The organism is Novosphingobium sp., assembly GCF_037133355.1.
Taxonomy (GTDB): Bacteria; Pseudomonadota; Alphaproteobacteria; order Sphingomonadales; family Sphingomonadaceae; genus Novosphingobium.
On the sequence record NZ_JBAXOI010000006.1, the window covers coordinates 169,126 to 186,509 of the forward strand.

Genomic DNA, 17,384 nt, shown 5'->3' on the forward strand with positions numbered 1-17,384 from the left:
GGCAGGTCGGAGGGGTTCTTGTCAGTGCTTCTTGCGCGTCAATTCCCGCATCGCCCCATCAAGGCCTTCGAGAGTCAGGCTGAACATCGAGCCGCCCACGAGATCCTTGATCATCTTGGTCGACTGCGAATAGCCCCACTGCTTTTCCGGCACCGGATTGAGCCAGACGGTGGCGGGGTAGGTCTGAGCGACGCGGTGGACCCAGACGGCGCCGGCCTCCTCGTTGAAATGCTCGACCGAGCCGCCGGGGTGGCTGATCTCGTAGGGGCTCATCGCCGCATCGCCCACGAACACGATCTTGTAGTCGTGGCCGTACTTGTGGAGAATGTCCCAGGTGTTCGTCCGTTCGGACCAGCGGCGCTTGTTGTCCTTCCACACGCCTTCGTAGAGGCAGTTGTGGAAATAGAAGAACTCCATGTTCTTGAACTCGGCGGTGGCGGCGCTGAACAGCTCCTCCACCAGCTTGATGAACGGGTCCATCGAGCCGCCGACATCGAGGAACAAGAGAAGCTTGACCGCGTTGCGCCGTTCGGGCCGCATGCGGATATCGAGCCAGCCCTGCTTGGCGGTGCCTTCGATCGTGCCGGGCAGATCAAGCTCGTCGGCATGGCCTTCGCGCGCGAAACGGCGCAGGCGGCGCAGCGCGATCTTGATGTTGCGGGTGCCGAGTTCCTTGGTGTTATCGAGATTGGCGAACTCGCGCTTTTCCCAGACCTTGATCGCGCGGCCGTGCTTGCCCTCGCCGCCGATGCGCACGCCTTCAGGGTTGTAGCCGCCGTGGCCGAACGGGCTGGTGCCGCCGGTGCCGATCCACTTGCTGCCGCCTTCGTGGCGCTCTTTCTGCTCCTCGAGCCGCTTCTTGAGCGTCTCCATGATCTCGTCCCACGAGCCGAGCGCCTTGATCTTCTCCATTTCCTCTTCGCTGAGGAACTTCTCGGCGACGGCGCGCAGCCAGTCCTCGGGAATGTCGACCGGGCGCTGGCCGTAATCGGTGAGCAGGCCCTTGAAGACCTTGTTGAAGACCTGATCGAAGCGGTCGAGCAGGCCCTCGTCCTTCACGAAGGTGGCGCGGGAGAGGTAGTAGAAGGCCTCCGGCGTCTGATCGATCACGTCCTTGTCGAGCGCTTCTAGAAGAGTGAGGTGCTCCTTGAAGCTGGCCTTGATGCCGGCGGCGCGCAGCTCGTCGATGAAGTTGAAGAACATGGGTCGTGGGGCCTCGCTCGCGTCTTAACCGGATGATTAAGGGGAATGGGGCGCGGGGGCAAGGGCTTCGCGTGCTTGCGGGCGATGGACCCATGCAACGAGCACGAAGGAGATATACATGAGGAGATACCATGCGCCGAGCTTGCCGGGGTGGACCGCCGTCCAGCCGGAGCGCTGGTTGGGATAGAGCCAGGCGTTGCTGAAGGTCGCGATGTTTTCGGCAAACCAGATGAACAGCGCGACGAGGAACCAGCCAAGCAGCAAGGGCATCCACCGGTCCGCGCGCCAAACCCGGAAATAGATACGCGTGCGGGCGAAAAGCAGGCCGAGCGCGGCGAAGAGCGCAAGGCGCACATCGGGCAGCCAGTGGTGCGCGAAGAAATTGATGTAGATGAGCATGGCGAGGGCCGCCGCAAGGCTCTGACGCGGGTAGCCGGTGTAACGGAAATCGAAGATGCGCCAGACGCGCGCGATATAGCTGCCGACGGCGGCATACATGAACCCAGAGAAGAGCGGGACCGCGCCGATATGGAGCAGGCCGCCTTCCGGATATGCCCACGAGCCGACGCTGGTCTTGAACAACTCCATCACCGTGCCAACCACGTGAAAGGCGAGGATCACGCGCGCCTCGTCCATGGTTTCGAGCCGGAAGACGAGCATGGCGAGCTGGATGCCGAGCGCCGCGATGGTCAGGAAATCGTAGCGCGAAAGCGGGGCGCCCACTGGATAGAAAAGATGCGTCGTGAGCAGCAGGCCGAGCATGAGGCCGCCGAACAGGCAGGCCCAGCCTTGCTTGAAGCCGAACAGCAGGAATTCATAGACCCACGTCTGCCAGCCGGACCGGGGCTCATAAGCCTCCAGCCGCGCGCGGATGGCGACAAAGCGGGTATGCGAGGGGGCGGACTGGGTCAGAGTCAGGACTTCGCGGGCGGCGGGGGCGGCTGCTTGGCGTGGCGTTCGAGGCCGTCGGGGATGGCGGCCCATGCCGGCGCATCGTCAGTCCAGATCACCATTTGCGGGGCGAGGTCGTGCGGCGGCTGGATAAAGCCCACGCGCATCGTGCGGAACTGGGGGCGGGCAGAGACCTGGGCCATCACCGGCGTTCCGCAGGCGGGGCAGAACGACTGGGTGAGCGTGTTGCCGCTGGCAGCGGTGTAGGCATGGGCGCCGAGCGTGCCGGTGATGGTGACGTCGTCGGTCAGGAACATGGCGTTGGTGCTGTGCGATCCGCCTGCGAGCTGCTGACATTGGCGGCACCAGCACTGACGCACCGCAATGGGCGCATCGGCGGTGATCTCGGCGGTGACGGCCCCGCAGGCGCAGCTTCCGGTATAGGCCATGGGTGTTTCCTCCGATTGGGTATTGTTAGTGTTGCTTACAATTTGTAGGCTGCGGGCAACCGGAGAGGACACCCAGAACCATGCTCAAGCTCTACAGTTTCGGCCCTGCTGCCAACTCGATGAAGCCGCTGCTCACCTTGTATGAGAAGGGGCTGGATTTCGAGAAGAACCGGCTCGATCCGGCAAAGTTCGAACATCATACCGACTGGTTCAAGGCGATCAACCCGCGCGGGCAGGTCCCTGCGCTGGTGGACGGCGACCATGTGATCACCGAAAGCACGGTGATCTGCGAGTATCTCGAGGACGAGTACCCGACCGAAGTTTCGCTGCGGCCCGCGACGTCTGCGGGCAAGGCGGCGATGCGGGTGTGGACCAAGTGGGTGGACGAGTATTTCTGCTGGTGCGTCTCGACCATCGGCTGGCATCGCTATGTCGGCAATATGGTGAAGGGCCTTTCGGACGCGGAGTTCGAGGAGAAGGTTGCCGCGATCCCAGTGGTCGAGCAGCAAGTGAAGTGGCGGCGTGCGCGCGAGGGCTTTCCTCAGGACATGCTGGACGAGGAAATGCGCAAGATCGCTTACTCGGTGGAGCGGCTGGATGCGCATCTGCGCGAGTACGAATGGCTGGTGCCGGGGCAGTATACCCTCGCGGATATCTGCAACTTCGCGATCGCCAACGGGATGCAGTTCGGGTTTGCCGAACTCGTCAACAAGGAAGCGACGCCGGGGCTGGTGCGCTGGATCGAGCAGATCAACGCGCGGCCGGCGGTCAAGGTGATGTTTGCGGAGGTTGAGCTGGAGAAACTGGGGCCAAGAGATTGAATTTTTCACGCGGAGACGCGGAGGCGCGGAGAAGAAAAGGGTTCTCGCGCATGGAGACCAGAGACGGTGTGAGCGCCGCAGGCATTTTTCTATCGCGGCTTTCGAATTAAGGCGGCTTCGCCGCAGAGACTGACCCCCTCTGCAAGCTCTATGCGAAACCTCTTTTCTTCTCCGCGCCTCCGCGCCTCCGCGTGGAAACCTTCTTTTCTCAAACCGGCGGCGGACCCTTGGGGTGGCGGGTGAAGTGATCGGGGATCGGCGCCCAGCTGGGGGCGCTTTCGGTCCAGATCGCAGCCGTCGGCGCGCAGAGTTCGGGGTCGTCGAGCGTGCCCGCGCGCACCCGCATCGGCAGGCCCTTGGGCGTGACGGTGCGGCTGTAGATCTGGCTGCCGCAAACCTTGCAGAACCCGCGCTCCACCGTGTTCCCGCTGTCGGCGATCATCGTGAAAAGGCCGAGATCGCCGGTGATCGCAACCGCCTCCTCCGGGAACAGCACGTTGACCGTGGCCGAACCGCTGGCGATACGCTGGCAATCGCGGCACCAGCACATGCGTGCGCCGACAGGATCAGCGCTGATGGTGTAGCGCACCGCGCCGCAGAGGCAGCCGCCGGGGTGGGTCATTGGTGTATCGCCCTTTGCTGGTCTTCCAGGGAGTTTATCTCAACATCCGTTCGTGTCGAGCGAAGCCGAGACACCGAGCACTGCGCCCGGTGTCTCGACTTCGCTCGACACGAACGGGAGGTGGCGGCGGTGAACCTTTAGTTCGAAGGCCGCCGCGCCATGAACGCCAACCGTTCGAACAGCATCACGTCCTGCTCGTTCTTGAGCAGCGCCCCATGCAGCGGCGGGATCGCTTTGGTGGGGTCGCGGTTCTGGAGAACGTCGAGCGGCATGTCCTCGTTGAGGAGCAGCTTGAGCCAGTCGAGCAGTTCCGAGGTGCTCGGCTTCTTCTTGAGGCCGGGGACTTCACGCACTTCGTAGAAGATGTCCATCGCCTTGCTGACGAGGGTCTTCTGGATGTTCGGGAAGTGGACGTCGATGATCGACTGCATCGTCGCCCGGTCGGGGAACTTGATGTAGTGGAAGAAGCAGCGGCGCAGGAACGCGTCGGGCAGTTCCTTCTCGTTGTTAGAGGTGATCACGACGATCGGGCGCTCCTTGGCGGCAATCGTTTCGTGCGTTTCGTAAACGTCGAAGCTCATCCGGTCGAGTTCCTGGAGGAGATCGTTCGGGAACTCGATGTCAGCCTTGTCGATCTCGTCGATGAGAAGGACAGGCAGCTTGGGCGCGGTGAAGGCTTCCCAGAGCTTGCCCTTGCGGATGTAGTTCGAAATGTCGTGCACGCGCTCGTCGCCGAGCTGGCCGTCGCGCAGGCGGGCGACCGCGTCGTATTCATAGAGGCCCTGCTGCGCCTTGGTGGTGGACTTGATGTTCCACTCGATCAGCGGCGCGCCGACAGCTTTCGCGATTTCATGCGCCAGCACGGTCTTGCCGGTGCCGGGCTCACCCTTCACCAGCAAGGGGCGGCGCAGCAGCACCGCGGCGTTGACCGCCACCTTGAGATCATCGGTGGCGACGTAGTTGCTGGTGCCTTCAAAGCGCATAGGGCGTCCTGTCCTGTTCTTAACCGGTTGCTTAACCGATAAGCGGAGACGTGCGGACTGGCAAGTGGGGTGAACCGGCCTGCGCGCGCGGGGAAAGCGACACTCTGTTACAGGGGCCCCCGTTGCCGCCCCGTCCCCGCGCGTGTAGGCGAAGCGCCATGCCATCCGCTCCCGCCGCCAGCGCCGCGCGCTACGCTCCGTCGCGCCGCGACCGGGTCGTATCGTTTGTGCTGGCGGTGCTGGTCGCCGTGTTCCTTGTCTTCGTGCTGGTTACGATGACCGGCATTGTCGGTGACGGCAGTGAGGAGGGCGGGCAGCTTGTTGCGATCAATATCGCGCCGCCATCGGCCGAAAAGGAAAAGCAAAAGGCCGCGCCCAAACAGGACGTGAAGCGGGAGCAGGTGCAGACGGTGACCACGCCGCCTCCCAAGCTGCCGCCGCGCGTCGAGATCCCGACCAAGAACCAGGTCGAATGGCCGCCGGGCTTTATCAAGATGAGCCGCGAGGATCTGGCCAAGGCGGACATCAGCAAGATCAAGCCGGCCGGTGGGGGCGGTTCGACCGGCGCATCGGCTGGCGGGAGCGGCAATGCCGAGGGCACCGGCGAAGGGCCGGGCGGCGCGCGGGTCTACAATGCCGAATGGTACCGCGAACCCAGCAATGCCGAGCTCTCACCCTATATGCGTTCGGCGCGGGGAGCATCGACGGGCGATTGGGCGATGATCATGTGCCGCACAGTCGAGCGGTTTCATGTCGAGGATTGCCGCGAGGTGGACGAGGCTCCGCGTGGATCGGGCCTTGCGCGCGCCTTGCGGCAGGCGGCGTGGCAGTTTCTGGTGCGACCGCCGCGCGTTGACGGCAAGGCGCAGGTCGGAGCCTGGGTGCGTATCCGGTTCGATTTCAAGGCCGCCAAGGCTGCGAAGGGCGAGGATGTGCCCGGGGGCGATGGGTAGCGTAGGTCGCCGTCCAAGGCCCCTCGCCGGCGCAAGGCGAGGGGCAAAGCGGTCAGAATTCGGACCAGTTGTCCTCGTCGAGTTCGAGCGCGAGGTTGCCGTGGACCGGGGGTGGGGCAGCGGCAGCAATCGGGCGGGGGGTAATCGCGGCCGGGCGCGCTGATGCGGGGCGGTATTCCGCAGGGGCCGCGCTGGCGGCCGCAGCGACGCCCTCACTGCGGAAGCGCGTGACCAGATTGGCGAGATTGGCGGCCTGGCCCGAGAGATTGCGCGAGGCCGCGGCACTTTCCTCGACCATCGCTGCGTTTTGCTGGGTCATGCGGTCAAGCTCGCCCATCGTCACGTTGACCTTGGAAATGCTGGTTGCCTGATCGACCGCAGCAGTGGCGATGCCTTCGACCAGCGCGCCGATCTCCGCGACCTGGGTGATGATTGCATCAAGAGCCTCGCCGGTTTCCGAGACGAGCCGCACGCCAAGCTCCACATGCTGCGCGCTGCCGCTGATCAGGCCCTTGATGTCCCGCGCGGCTTCGGCCGAACGCTGGGCGAGCGCACGCACTTCGTTGGCGACGACCGCGAAGCCTCGGCCCGCCTCGCCGGCGCGGGCCGCCTCGACCCCGGCATTCAAGGCGAGGAGGTTGGTCTGGAAGGCGATGCCGTCGATTAGGTCGATGATCTGGGTGATGGTCTTCGAGCTTTCGACGATCGAGTCCATCGCGCCGACCGCCCGCTTGACGACATCGCCGCCGTCGTTGGCGCGGTCGGTGGCGCGCACGATGGTCTCGCGCACGGCGCCCGCGTTGTGGGCGCTCTGTTCGACCTTCGAGGTGACTTCGCGCATTGCGTTGGCGGCGGATTCGAGGCTGGCGGCCTGCTGTTCAGTGCGTGAAGCAAGGTCGTCGGAGGCAGCGCGGATCTCGGTCGAACCGGTCTGGACGCCGCTTGCTGTGCTCGCGACCGAACCGATGACCTGCTCAAGCTCGCTTGCCATGTCGTTGAAGTCGGTCTTGAGCCGGGCGAATGGCCCCTCCAGCGCGGCGGTGACGCGCGCGCCGAGATCGCCTTCCTTGAAGCGCGCCAGCGCGGTTCCGAGGGTGTTGACGATCAGCTGGACTTGTTCGGCCTTGCTCTTTTCAGCGCGGGCAAGCTGATCCTGCAGAGCGCGCATCGCGCGGCCGAGCGCGCCGACTTCGTCACGCGTGTCGGCGATCTGGAGTGCGCCTTCAAGGTGCCCCTCGGCAAGATCCTGGATGGCGCGGGTGACATTGCCGATGGGGCGCGCAACCAGACGGACCATGACGAGATAGATTCCGCCCAGCGTGCCGAGCAGCGCGATCGCCGCGATCACGCCGGTCCACACCGCCAGCGAATAGGCCTCAGAGGCATGGTGGCCGGCGACGTCGATATGATGCTTCTGGTAGGTCGCAAGGTCCGCCAGCGCCTTGGTCGTCGCCTCGACCGGTTCGGACGAGGTGGAAAGGCGTGCCAGCGCTTCGGCGGTCCGGCCTTCGGAGGAAAGCTGGACGATCTGCGAGGTGTCCTGGCTCATTTGCTGCCAGCCGGACTTGAACGCCTTGAGATAGCCCCGTTCCTTGTCGTCGAGATCGGTCGCCTCGAAGGCGGCGGTCTCGACGCTGATCACCTTCTGGTTCGAGGTTATCGCGGCTTCTGCCGAGGAGCGCTCGTACTCGTCGGCGGCGAGGAGATGTGCGCGCAGCGCGTTCTCGTACTCTGCCATGGCGATATTGATCTTGTCGGCCGAGAGCGCCTGCGGCACGTGATCTTCCGCGACTTCGATTTCCGATGCGCGCATGGCGCCCATGCGCCAGACCATCGTGCCGATCGCGGCGACAATGACCAGCGAGAGCACCGCGAACATCACCGCGAGCTTGCGCCCGATGGGAGCGTTCTTGAGGTAATCCATGCCGAATGAGCCCATGTTGCGGCGGGCGGAATGCGCGCCGGCTTCCGGGACGGTCTACGACTGCCCGGGCTGCAAGGGCGTTTTGCCCGCCCTAGGGTGAAACCCGGGGGCGGTGGTTAAATCCGGCTGAAGACTTGGCGCGTGGGAGTGTTGGGGCGATCAGGCCGGAGGCGGGGCGCCGATCGCATCAAGCGCGGCAAGCTCTTCGGGGCCGAGCGTGATCTTGGCGGCGGCGAGATTCTCGCGCAGATGCAGGCGCGAGGACGTGCCGGGTATGAGCAGCACATTCGGCGCGCGGTAAAGCAGCCAGGCAAGCGCGAGCTGCATCGGACTAGCCCCCAGCCGCGCGGCCAGCGCATCGAGCGCGGCCGATTGCAGCGGCGAGAAGCCGCCAAGCGGGAAGAAGGGGACATAAGGAATGCCCTGAACCGCGAGCGCGTCGATCAGCGCGTCGTCGCTGCGCTGGACGAGGTTGTAGGCGTTCTGCACGCAGGCGACCTCGCCAATGGCGCAGGCCTCGGCGATCTGGTCTGCGGTCACGTTGCTGAGGCCGATGTGGCGGATCTTGCCCTGCTGCTGAAGGTCCAAGAGCGCGCCGAAGCGTTCCGCAAGGCTGGTCTTATCGGTGCTGAACGCATGGCCGATACGCAGATTGACAATATCGAGCGCCTCGACGCCGAGGTTGCGCAGGTTTCCATGGACCTGCTCGACCAGTTCGGCGGGTTCAGGCGTCATGATCCACGAGGCATCGCTGCCACGCCGCGCGCCGACCTTGGTGACGAGGACGAGGCCTTGCGGGTAAGGCGAGAGCGCTTCGCGGATCAGCTTGTTGGTGACTTCGGGGCCATAGAAATCGCTCGTGTCGATATGGTTCACTCCGCTTGCCACCGCCTCGCGCAGCACGGAAAGGCATTCGGCAGGATCGCGCGGGGGGCCGTAGACGCCGGGCCCGGCCAGCTGCATCGCGCCGTAGCCCATGCGGTTCACCGTGAACTGGCCGAGGGAATAGGAACCGTGGTTGGTCATGGGTTTGTCCTGATTGGCCGAAGAGCCGGGTGGCCTATTCCGGCTTGTCCGGTGCCGAAGCCTTGGCGGACTTGCCTACGATCAGCGCGACCAATCGGCGCATCACGGGAAGGCGCCAGACGAGCAGGCACGCGATGAGCAGCGCGAGCCAAGGCAGCGCAGTGCCGAGCCCGACGAGCACGGTCCAGATCATCGCCTGCCCGCTCGACAGCATGGCCTCCGTCGCACCGGCGAGGGGATTGTCGCTGATCGCGATGGCGGCGATGCCCTGGTAGCGGAAGTGCATCGGCGTGCTGGCAAGCTGGACTTGCGCATCGCCCTGATCGGCCCGCGCGCCGGACCGGTCCTTGCGCAAGCTCGAGGCTTCCTCCTGCAGCGCGGTCCGCTCGCGGTCCCCGAGGCCGGGCTGCGCGAGCCGCGCGTCGATCTCCTTGAGCCGGGCTTCGGCATCGGCAGCGGCGCGGGCAGCCTGGGCGAGCCGCGGGGCGAGATCCTCGCCAACGATCTCCTCGCTCGAAAGCTGGCCGCCGGACTTGACCACACCTGCGACGCTGTCCTTGCCAAAGCTGCGCGCAAGATCGCGGTCTAGCAGCAGATCGAGGCTGGCGCTGGTGTCGGTGCCGCGCCCGACATTGAAGCGCAGACCCTTGATCCGGCAGCGTGCTGGCCCAAGTTTTTCGCAGGCGGCGGCGTGCTGTTCCTGCACGGAGGCAACCACGCCGTTGGGCACGAGGAAATCGTAATAGTAGGTGAAAGCTACGCCGGGAGCCGAACTGGGCGAAATATCGGGTGCCTCGCTCGAGGCCTCGGGCGCTTTTTCAGAGCAGCTTGCCAACAGGAGCAGAAGTGCGGCGCCAAATACCTTGCCGAAGTTCTTTGCCAACCGTTTCATCCGCATCACCAAGTTCCGCAAGCAGCCGTTGGAAAGCCTAGCATGTAGCAGGCCCAAGTCACGGAGAATCGTCGACGTTTTGGTCCATTGCGGACTGCGTGCATATCAAGCAAGGCGGCCGATAGGACCGATCAGGTCCTGATTGTGTTTGCCAAGTTTTGCAAAGCCGGTGACAACCACAGTATCGAAGCCAGGCGGGGGATAGCATGGTGAAAGCTCTTCGTATCGCGCTCGCAGCCGCGCTGTTTGCGCTTGTCGCACCGGTCTCCGCTCAGCCGGCGGATTCAAAGCAGCAGGAAGCGCTCAAGGCCGAACTGCAGGCGGCGTGGGACGAGGCGGGCAAGGCCGCGATCATGGGGCCGGCCGAAGTGCCGCTCAACGGGCAGGCGAAGCTTGCGCTGCCCGCCGACAGCGCGTTCATCCCGCAAGCTGCGGCCAACCGCGTCATGAAGGCGCTTGGCAATACGGTGCTGCCAGAACGGGCCGGGCTGGTCGTGCCGCGCGATCCCAAGGCGCCCTGGCTGGTCGATGTCACCTGGATCGGCGAGGGCTATGTGCGCGATGGCGATGCGGCCGACTGGCAGGCCGATGCCATGCTGCAAAGCCTCAAGGACGGCACCGAGGAGCAGAACAAGGACCGCGTCGCGCGCGGCATTCCTCCGGTCGAGATCGTCGGCTGGGTCGAGCCGCCGACGTATGACAAGGCGTCAAACCGGCTGATCTGGTCGCTCTCGTCGCGCACGCCGGGCGATGCGGCGGGTGTGCCGCAGACGGTGAACTACAACACCTATGCACTTGGCCGCGAAGGGTATTTCAGCCTCGACCTGATCACGGGTTCAGACACGATCGCGGCGGACAAGCAGGTGGCGCGCCAGCTCCTGGCCGCGCTGCGCTATGACGAGGGCAAGCGCTACGCCGATTTCAACGATTCGACCGACAAGGTCGCTGCCTATGGCATCGCGGCGCTGGTGGGGGCGGTCGCGGTCAAGAAGCTGGGGCTGCTGGCACTCATCGGGGTGTTCCTGCTCAAGGCGTGGAAGATCGCTCTGCTGATCGCGGTCGGGGGCTTTGCGGCAGTGCGGCGTTTCTTTGGCGGCCTGTTTGGCCGCAAGCCGGCGGCCGAACCGGATGAGATCAGCTATCATGAAGCGCCCGCCGAGCCCGAGGCCGCGACCGAGCCGGAGGTGTTGCCTGCGCCGGACAGTGCCGGCGAAGCTGGCCCCGGCGAGCACACGCCGCAGGACTGACGATGATCAAGCTCGCGCTGGTCGGGCTCAAGCTGTTCAAGCTGGGCAAAGTGGGCGGCACGCTGATCACGATGCTGCTATCGCTTGCGCTCTATGCGGCGGCGTTTGGCTGGCGGTATGCGGCGGGGTTCATCGGTCTGCTGATGCTGCACGAAATGGGCCACTATGTCGCGGCGCGGCAGCGGGGGCTCAATGTCGGCGCGCCGACCTTCATCCCCTTCGTCGGCGCCTGGATCGAGCTGCGCGAAGCGCCGATGGATGTCGAGACCGAGGCCTATGTCGGCATGGCTGGCCCGTTTGTCGGCACGCTGGGGGCATGCGCCTGCTATTTCCTCGGCCGGGAAGCGCAGGACCAGACCTTGCTGGCGATCGCCTACAGCGGCTTTTTCCTCAATTTCTTCAACCTCATCCCGCTCTCGCCGCTCGACGGCGGGCGGATCACCGCGATTCTTTCGCCGCGTGTCTGGTTCCTTGGGGTTCCGCTGCTGGTGGCCGCGTTTTTCTACACGCCTAGCCCTCTGCTGGTGGTGATCGGCATTGCAGCGGTCCCGGCACTGATCAAGGCGTGGAACTACGATCCCGCCGATCCCGAACTCGCGCGCTATTACGGCGTGTCGCTGGAAACCAAGCTTGAATACGGCGCGCTCTACCTTGGCCTGGCGCTTTATCTTGCGGTCATGACGCACGAGACCCACGGCCTGATCCGACCGATCTGACCGTGGCGCCTCAGGCGTCGATCAGTTCCGGATCAAGCTCGCCCGCTCGGTTCTGGATGAACATGAAGCGCTGGGCGGGGTCGCGGCCCATGAGGCGGTCGACCAGGTCTTTCACCGCGGCGCGGCCTTCATACTCGGGCGGCAGGGTGATGCGGATGAGGCTGCGCGAGGCGGGGTTCATCGTGGTCTCGCGCAACTGGATCGGATTCATCTCGCCAAGACCCTTGAAGCGGCCGACTTCCACCTTCTTGCCCTTGAACCTGGTGGCTTCCAGTTCGGCGCGGTGCGCGTCGTCCTTGGCGTAGACCGAAGTGGCGCCGCTGGTGAGGCGGTAGAGCGGGGGCTGGGCGAGGTAGAGGTGCCCGCGCCGCACGATTTCGGGCATTTCCTGGAAGAAAAACGTCATCAGCAAGGTGGCGATATGCGCGCCGTCGACGTCGGCGTCGGTCATGATGATGATGCGGTCGTAGCGCAGTGCATCGGCGTTGCAGTCCTTGCGCATGCCGCAGCCGAGCGCGAGCGCGAGATCGGCGATTTCGGCATTGGCGCGGATCTTGTCGGCGCTGGCGCTGGCGACGTTGAGGATCTTGCCGCGGATCGGCAGGATCGCCTGCGTCTTGCGATCACGCGCGTGCTTGGCGCTGCCGCCTGCAGAATCGCCTTCTACGATGAACAGTTCGGTTTCGCCGCTACCTTCGCCGCTGCAATCGGTGAGCTTGCCGGGTAGGCGCAGCTTGCGCGCGTTTGTCGCGGTCTTGCGCTTGACTTCGCGCTCCGCCTTGCGGCGCAGGCGCTCGTCCATGCGCTCCATCACCGAACCGAGCAGGGCCTTGCCGCGCTCCATATTGTCAGTGAGGAAATGGTCGAAATGGTCGCGCATCGCGGCCTCGACCATGCGCGCAGCTTCAGGGCTGGTCAGGCGGTCCTTGGTCTGGCTCTGGAACTGGGGATCGCGGATGAACACCGAGAGCATGATCTCGCTGCCCGTCAGCATGTCCTCGGGCGCGATCTCCTTGGCCTTCTTCTGGCCGACGAGTTCGCCGAAGGCGCGGATGCCCTTGGTCAGCGCGGCGCGCAAGCCCGCTTCGTGGGTGCCGCCATCGGGGGTGGGGATGGTGTTGCAGTACCAGCTGTACGACCCGTCCGACCACAAGGGCCAGGCGATCGCCCATTCGGCGCGGCCCATGGCCTCGCCATTCGGGCCGGCGGGAAAGTCCTGTGAACCGGCGAAGGGGACCGAAGTCACGCATTCGCGGCCCGCAACCTGTTCGGCAAGGTGATCTGCAAGCCCGCCGGGGAACTGGAACACGGCTTCCGGCGGCACATCGGAGGCGGCAGCGAGCGCGGCGGCGCATTTCCAGCGAATCTCGACCCCGGCGAAGAGGTAGGCCTTCGAGCGCACGAGGCGGAACAGGCGCGCAGGCTTGAACCTCGCGTCCTCGCCGAAGATTTCGCTGTCGGGCACAAAGGTGACCTGCGTGCCGCGGCGGTTGGGGGCGGCGCCGATGCGCTGGAGCGCCCCGGTGGCGACGCCGCGCGAAAATTCCTGGGCAAAGAGCTCCTTGCCGCGCGCGACTTCGACACGGGTGAGTACCGAAAGCGCGTTGACCACCGAGATGCCGACGCCGTGCAGGCCGCCCGAGGTGGCGTAGGCCTTGCCGGAGAACTTGCCGCCCGAATGGAGCGTAGTGAGGATCACCTCGAGCGCGGACTTGCCGGGATACTTCGGGTGTTCGTCGACCGGGATGCCCCGACCGTTGTCGCTGATCGTGATCTTGCCTGCGGTGCCGGGAGGGCCTTCCTCGAGCGTGACTTCGATGCGGTTGGCGTGGCCGGCGACCGCCTCGTCCATCGCGTTGTCGAGCACTTCGGCGGCGAGGTGGTGGAGCGCGCGCTCGTCGATCCCGCCGATATACATGCCGGGGCGCCGGCGCACGGGTTCGAGCCCTTCAAGCACCTCGATGGCGCTGCCGTCGTAACTTTCCTCGGCGCTGCGCGCGGGCAGCTTGTCAAACAGGTCATCAGACATGGGAACGGTTATAGAACGCGCGGGAATCGCGCGGCAATGGGGGGAGGGTGCTTATCCGCGACTATCCCCCGAATTGCGGCTCCGTGCTCAAGGATCGAGCTTGGTCGGCGCAGGGCTTGCGGTGGTGAAGGTGCCGGCGCCGACTTCGCGCACTTCCATCGCGCGCTTGGCCACGCCGGTCGGCTCGAAGCGGAACACGCCGTCGATCCCGATGAAGCCGTCGGGCGCATAAAGCTTGGCGGTGGGGAACAGGGTGCCGGGCGTCCATGTGCGCGCGACCTTCAGCGTGAGCAGCACCGAATCGTAGCCCAGCGTCGCCAGCCGCGAAGGCGCGGCGGCGAAGCGGGCGCGGTAGGATTGCTCGAAGCGGGCAAGGCGGTTGTCGGACACCGTGGCAAACCAGGCCCCGCGCATGGCCGGGCTTTTGGCGATGGCGGCGTCCCCGTTCCACAGTTCGGTGCCGAGCAGGCGCCGTCCGGCCGCAGCGGGCGCGGCCATCACCGCAATGCGGCCGTTGTCACCGATCAGCAGCGCATCGACCGGGCCCTTGGCGAGCACGCGGCGCACGGCGCTGGTGACCGAGGTGTTGGACCGGTCATAAGCCTCGATGGCGGTCACAGAGAGCCCGCGCGAGCGTGCCGCGACATTGAGGGCGGCGGAAACGCGCTGGCCATAGGCACCGGAGGGGATGATCGCGCCGATCGACTTCACGCCCTTGTCTTGCGCGAAATCGACAACCCGGGCGATGGCCTGCGCCGGCACCTGGCCGAGCACGAAGACATCGCGGTCTGCCACTGTGGCATCGTTCGAATACGTGATCATCGGCACCTTGGCGGGCCGCGCCACGCTGGCCACGGCGACGACTTCGTCCGCGAGCAAGGGGCCGAGGATCAGGCGGTTGCCATCAAGGATCGCCTTGTTGGCGGCCAGGCCCGCGCCGGCGGCAGTATCGTAGGTCGTGATGCGGATATTGTCGGCATTGGTATCCAGCAGCGCCATGGTCGCGGCATTGGCGATGGCCTGGCCGACGGCGGCGTTGGCGCCGCTCATCGGCACGAGCAGTGCGACGCGGTGCCGGTCGGCATCGGTGGGCAGAACATTGGCATCGGGCGCCACCTCGACGGGCGGCGGTGGCGGCGGCGGCGCGACGGGCTTGGGAATGACGGTGCAGCCCGCCAGCAGCGCAAGCGCCCCTGCCAATACCACACGCCGCAGGCGCGCACCTGCAGTCCCCCCGATTGCGATCATCATTGGCTTGCCGCTCCCTGGTCGCCGGTCCATTGGTCTCAGTATGGATACGCAGTTGCTTGAAGCCGGTCTCTATATAGTTGCGACCCCGATTGGCAATCTCGGTGACGTCAGTCGCCGGGCGATCACGGTGCTTTCGGGATGTGCAGTTGTCGCCTGCGAGGATACGCGGGTGACGGGAAAGCTGCTCCACCACCTCGGGATCAAACGGCCGCTCCGGCGCTACGACGACCACGCGAGCGACGCCGCGCGCGAGGCACTGCTGGGGGAGATGACGCGGGTGCCGGTGGCGCTGGTTTCGGACGCAGGGACGCCGCTGATTTCCGACCCCGGCTACCGGCTGGTGCGCGAGGCGCGGGCGCGCGGAATTGCGGTGACGACCGTGCCGGGGGCCAGCGCATTGATCGCGGCGCTGACTTTGGCGGGGTTGCCGACCGACCGGTTCATGTTCGCCGGCTTCCTGCCCAGCAAGGACAAGGCGCGCGGCGATGTGCTGACGCAGATGGCGGCGATACCGGCGACGCTGGTGTTCTATGAGACGGGGCCGCGCCTCGTCGCTTCGCTCGAGGCCATGGCGCGGATCATGCCGGGGCGCGAGATTGCGGTGGCGCGGGAGCTGACCAAGCTGCACGAGGAATGCCGCACCGGGACAGCTGCAGAACTGGCGGCGCATTACACCGCGCATCCGCCAAAAGGGGAGATCGTGCTGCTTGCGGGGCCTCCCGGCGCGGCGGAGAAGCCGGGCGAGGCGGATGTCGACGCCGAGCTACTGGCGGCACTGGTTGACCTGCCGGTGTCCAAGGCGGCGGCGCTGGTGGCGAAGAAGCACGGGCTCGACCGCAAGGCGCTTTATGCGCGGGCGATGGAATTGAAAGGATGAGCCGGCAGCGGGCCGAGCAGCAGGGGCGGCGTGGGGAGAGCCTTGCGGCCTGGTATTTGTGGCTCATGGGCTGGCGAATTCTGGCCAAGCGGCAAAGGGTAGGCGCGGGCGAGGTGGACCTTGTGGCACGCAAGGGGCGCACGGTCGCGTTTATCGAGGTGAAGTGGCGCGCCAGCCGCGCGGCGCTGGACCACGCGATCGATGCGCGGCGTCTGAAGCGCGTGGCACGGGCGGCCGAGGCGCTGGTCCCGCGTTTTGCAAAGCCCGGCGATGATGTTCGGATCGACGTGATCCTCCTTGCGCCAGGCCATTTGCCGCGCCACATGGCCAACGTCTGGCAGCCTTAGCGCCCGGTGTCTCGACTTCGCTCGACACGAACGGGAAGTGAGGAACCAACCCGTTCGTGTCGAGCGAAGTCGAGACACATGGCACAGGGATAGTTGAATGACACTTCGCGTTGCCGTCCAGATGGACCCGCTGCATTCGATCAATATCAACGGGGATTCCTCGTTCGCGCTGATGCTGGCGGCACAAGCGCGGGGGCATGAGCTCTATCATTACGACGTCGGCGCGCTCTCGCTCGACGAGAACGACCGGCTGACGGCGCGCGCTGTTCCGGTGACGGTGCAGCACGTGGCCGGCGATCACTACAAGGCGGGCGAGGCGCGGCGGCTCGATCTGGGGCGCGATATCGATGTGGTGCTGATGCGGCAGGATCCGCCGTTCCACATGGGCTATATCACCGCGACGCACCTCTTGGAGCGGATCGAGAGCGAGACGCTGGTGGTGAACAACCCGCGCAGCGTGAGGAACGCGCCCGAGAAGGTGATGGTGCTCGATTACCGGCGCTTCATGCCGCCGACGCTGGTGACGCGTTCGGTGGAGGAGGTCCGCGATTTCCAGAAGCGCCACGGCGCGGTGGTGGTGAAGCCGATCCACGGCAACGGCGGCAAGGCGATCTTCCGCGTTTCCGAAGAGGGCGAAAACCTCGGCGCGCTGCTCGAAGTGTTCAACCAGACCTGGCCCGAGCCGCATATGGTGCAGGCCTTCCTCCCCGAAGTGAGCGAGGGCGACAAGCGCATCGTGCTGGTGGACGGCGAGGTCGCGGGCGCGATCAACCGGAAGCCCGGCGAGGGCGAGTTCCGCTCGAACCTTGCTGTGGGCGGCTATGCCGAGAAGACCGCACTGACGCCGCAGGAGCAGGAAATCTGCGCCGCGCTTGGGCCGGAACTGAAGCGGCTGGGGCTGATCTTCGTCGGCATCGACGTGATCGGCGGCAAGTGGCTCACCGAGATCAACGTTACTTCGCCGACGGGAATCGTGGCGATTGATCGGTTCAACGGGACCGATACCGCGGGGATGATCTGGGATGCGATCGAGGGGCGGGTTTAGTCTTCATCCTCCCTGTTTGCACGAAGTGCAAACGGGGAGGTGGAAGCCCGCAGGGCTGACGGAGGGGTTCTTCCGCTGCCGCATTTACCCCTCCGACCCGCTTCGCGG

At 65.5% G+C, this 17,384-nt stretch carries 17 protein-coding genes; 7 read left to right on the forward strand and 10 right to left on the reverse strand.

Annotated features, from left to right (window positions below):
• Positions 1-21 precede the first annotated feature (21 nt).
• The 3 genes from WCL10_RS08445 to WCL10_RS08455 are packed head-to-tail and all read right to left on the reverse strand — an operon-like array spanning position 22 to position 2,543.
• On the reverse strand, positions 22-1,203 hold the full coding sequence (locus tag WCL10_RS08445) for a VWA domain-containing protein (RefSeq protein ID WP_336895183.1): 1,182 nt from the start codon (positions 1,201-1,203) through the stop codon (positions 22-24).
• 36 nt (positions 1,204-1,239) lie between these two features.
• Positions 1,240-2,187: a DUF817 domain-containing protein gene (locus WCL10_RS08450; RefSeq protein WP_336895184.1), complete on the reverse strand. Its 948-nt coding sequence runs from the start codon at positions 2,185-2,187 to the stop codon at positions 1,240-1,242.
• Positions 2,118-2,543, reverse strand: coding sequence for a GFA family protein (locus WCL10_RS08455; RefSeq protein WP_336895185.1), 426 nt, complete (start codon positions 2,541-2,543; stop codon positions 2,118-2,120). Before WCL10_RS08455 ends, WCL10_RS08450 begins: the two co-directional genes overlap by 70 nt.
• A gap of 80 nt (positions 2,544-2,623) precedes the next feature.
• On the opposite strand from WCL10_RS08455, the gene WCL10_RS08460 reads away from it, so the two are divergent.
• Positions 2,624-3,364 carry a glutathione S-transferase family protein gene (locus WCL10_RS08460; protein WP_336895186.1) on the forward strand — a complete coding sequence of 247 codons (741 nt, stop codon included), beginning with the start codon at positions 2,624-2,626 and terminating at the stop codon, positions 3,362-3,364.
• Positions 3,365-3,572: 208 nt separating this feature from the next.
• On the opposite strand, the gene WCL10_RS08465 is transcribed toward WCL10_RS08460, so the two are convergent.
• Entirely contained in the window at positions 3,573-3,986 is a 414-nt protein-coding gene (locus WCL10_RS08465) for a GFA family protein (protein WP_336895187.1), read from the reverse strand.
• A gap of 137 nt (positions 3,987-4,123) precedes the next feature.
• Positions 4,124-4,969: a MoxR family ATPase gene (locus tag WCL10_RS08470; protein ID WP_336895188.1), complete on the reverse strand. Its 846-nt coding sequence runs from the start codon at positions 4,967-4,969 to the stop codon at positions 4,124-4,126.
• Positions 4,970-5,127: 158 nt separating this feature from the next.
• Between WCL10_RS08470 and WCL10_RS08475 the strand changes: the two genes are divergently transcribed.
• Positions 5,128-5,922, forward strand: coding sequence for a hypothetical protein (locus WCL10_RS08475; protein ID WP_336895189.1), 795 nt, complete (start codon positions 5,128-5,130; stop codon positions 5,920-5,922).
• Positions 5,923-5,974: 52 nt separating this feature from the next.
• Here the strand turns inward: WCL10_RS08475 and WCL10_RS08480 are convergent, their stop codons facing one another.
• From WCL10_RS08480 to WCL10_RS08490, 3 genes are all read right to left on the reverse strand, one after another.
• A complete protein-coding gene (locus WCL10_RS08480) occupies positions 5,975-7,846 on the reverse strand; it encodes a methyl-accepting chemotaxis protein (protein ID WP_336895190.1) in 1,872 nt (623 codons plus the stop codon).
• Positions 7,847-8,005: 159 nt separating this feature from the next.
• Positions 8,006-8,872: an oxidoreductase gene (locus tag WCL10_RS08485; protein ID WP_336895191.1), complete on the reverse strand. Its 867-nt coding sequence runs from the start codon at positions 8,870-8,872 to the stop codon at positions 8,006-8,008.
• Between the two features lie 34 nt (positions 8,873-8,906).
• Positions 8,907-9,764: a hypothetical protein gene (locus WCL10_RS08490; protein WP_336895192.1), complete on the reverse strand. Its 858-nt coding sequence runs from the start codon at positions 9,762-9,764 to the stop codon at positions 8,907-8,909.
• 206 nt (positions 9,765-9,970) lie between these two features.
• On the opposite strand from WCL10_RS08490, the gene WCL10_RS08495 reads away from it, so the two are divergent.
• Complete coding sequence (locus WCL10_RS08495; RefSeq protein ID WP_336895193.1) at positions 9,971-11,011, forward strand: DUF2167 domain-containing protein; 1,041 nt, start codon at positions 9,971-9,973, stop codon at positions 11,009-11,011.
• Between the two features lie 2 nt (positions 11,012-11,013).
• Positions 11,014-11,727: a site-2 protease family protein gene (locus WCL10_RS08500; RefSeq protein ID WP_336895194.1), complete on the forward strand. Its 714-nt coding sequence runs from the start codon at positions 11,014-11,016 to the stop codon at positions 11,725-11,727.
• A gap of 10 nt (positions 11,728-11,737) precedes the next feature.
• Here WCL10_RS08500 and WCL10_RS08505 read toward each other — a convergent pair whose 3' ends face one another.
• Entirely contained in the window at positions 11,738-13,756 is a 2,019-nt protein-coding gene (locus WCL10_RS08505) for a DNA topoisomerase IV subunit B (RefSeq protein WP_336895195.1), read from the reverse strand.
• An 87-nt stretch (positions 13,757-13,843) separates the two neighbouring features.
• Positions 13,844-15,007 carry a penicillin-binding protein activator gene (locus tag WCL10_RS08510; protein ID WP_336895196.1) on the reverse strand — a complete coding sequence of 388 codons (1,164 nt, stop codon included), beginning with the start codon at positions 15,005-15,007 and terminating at the stop codon, positions 13,844-13,846.
• A gap of 40 nt (positions 15,008-15,047) precedes the next feature.
• On the opposite strand from WCL10_RS08510, the gene rsmI reads away from it, so the two are divergent.
• The 3 genes from rsmI to gshB all read left to right on the forward strand — a co-directional run bounded on the left by rsmI (position 15,048) and on the right by gshB (position 17,276).
• Entirely contained in the window at positions 15,048-15,884 is an 837-nt protein-coding gene (gene rsmI, locus WCL10_RS08515) for a 16S rRNA (cytidine(1402)-2'-O)-methyltransferase (protein ID WP_336895197.1), read from the forward strand.
• Positions 15,881-16,231, forward strand: a complete 351-nt coding sequence (locus WCL10_RS08520) for a YraN family protein (RefSeq protein ID WP_336895198.1) — start codon at positions 15,881-15,883, stop codon at positions 16,229-16,231. The genes rsmI and WCL10_RS08520 overlap by 4 nt, the downstream gene beginning before the upstream one ends.
• Positions 16,232-16,328: 97 nt before the next feature.
• Positions 16,329-17,276: a glutathione synthase gene (gene gshB / locus WCL10_RS08525; protein ID WP_336895199.1), complete on the forward strand. Its 948-nt coding sequence runs from the start codon at positions 16,329-16,331 to the stop codon at positions 17,274-17,276.
• Positions 17,277-17,384: the final 108 nt, after the last annotated feature.

Coding starts and splice junctions, on each gene's coding strand:
- WCL10_RS08445 (WP_336895183.1), bottom strand. CDS start 1,203: ATGTTCTTCAACTTCATCGACGAGCTGCGCGCCGCCGGCATCAAGGCC.
- WCL10_RS08450 (WP_336895184.1), bottom strand. CDS start 2,187: ATGGGCCGCCATCCCCGACGGCCTCGAACGCCACGCCAAGCAGCCGCC.
- WCL10_RS08455 (WP_336895185.1), bottom strand. CDS start 2,543: ATGGCCTATACCGGAAGCTGCGCCTGCGGGGCCGTCACCGCCGAGATC.
- WCL10_RS08460 (WP_336895186.1), top strand. CDS start 2,624: ATGCTCAAGCTCTACAGTTTCGGCCCTGCTGCCAACTCGATGAAGCCG.
- WCL10_RS08465 (WP_336895187.1), bottom strand. CDS start 3,986: ATGACCCACCCCGGCGGCTGCCTCTGCGGCGCGGTGCGCTACACCATC.
- WCL10_RS08470 (WP_336895188.1), bottom strand. CDS start 4,969: ATGCGCTTTGAAGGCACCAGCAACTACGTCGCCACCGATGATCTCAAG.
- WCL10_RS08475 (WP_336895189.1), top strand. CDS start 5,128: ATGCCATCCGCTCCCGCCGCCAGCGCCGCGCGCTACGCTCCGTCGCGC.
- WCL10_RS08480 (WP_336895190.1), bottom strand. CDS start 7,846: ATGGATTACCTCAAGAACGCTCCCATCGGGCGCAAGCTCGCGGTGATG.
- WCL10_RS08485 (WP_336895191.1), bottom strand. CDS start 8,872: ATGACCAACCACGGTTCCTATTCCCTCGGCCAGTTCACGGTGAACCGC.
- WCL10_RS08490 (WP_336895192.1), bottom strand. CDS start 9,764: ATGAAACGGTTGGCAAAGAACTTCGGCAAGGTATTTGGCGCCGCACTT.
- WCL10_RS08495 (WP_336895193.1), top strand. CDS start 9,971: ATGGTGAAAGCTCTTCGTATCGCGCTCGCAGCCGCGCTGTTTGCGCTT.
- WCL10_RS08500 (WP_336895194.1), top strand. CDS start 11,014: ATGATCAAGCTCGCGCTGGTCGGGCTCAAGCTGTTCAAGCTGGGCAAA.
- WCL10_RS08505 (WP_336895195.1), bottom strand. CDS start 13,756: ATGTCTGATGACCTGTTTGACAAGCTGCCCGCGCGCAGCGCCGAGGAA.
- WCL10_RS08510 (WP_336895196.1), bottom strand. CDS start 15,007: ATGATGATCGCAATCGGGGGGACTGCAGGTGCGCGCCTGCGGCGTGTG.
- rsmI (WP_336895197.1), top strand. CDS start 15,048: ATGGATACGCAGTTGCTTGAAGCCGGTCTCTATATAGTTGCGACCCCG.
- WCL10_RS08520 (WP_336895198.1), top strand. CDS start 15,881: ATGAGCCGGCAGCGGGCCGAGCAGCAGGGGCGGCGTGGGGAGAGCCTT.
- gshB (WP_336895199.1), top strand. CDS start 16,329: ATGACACTTCGCGTTGCCGTCCAGATGGACCCGCTGCATTCGATCAAT.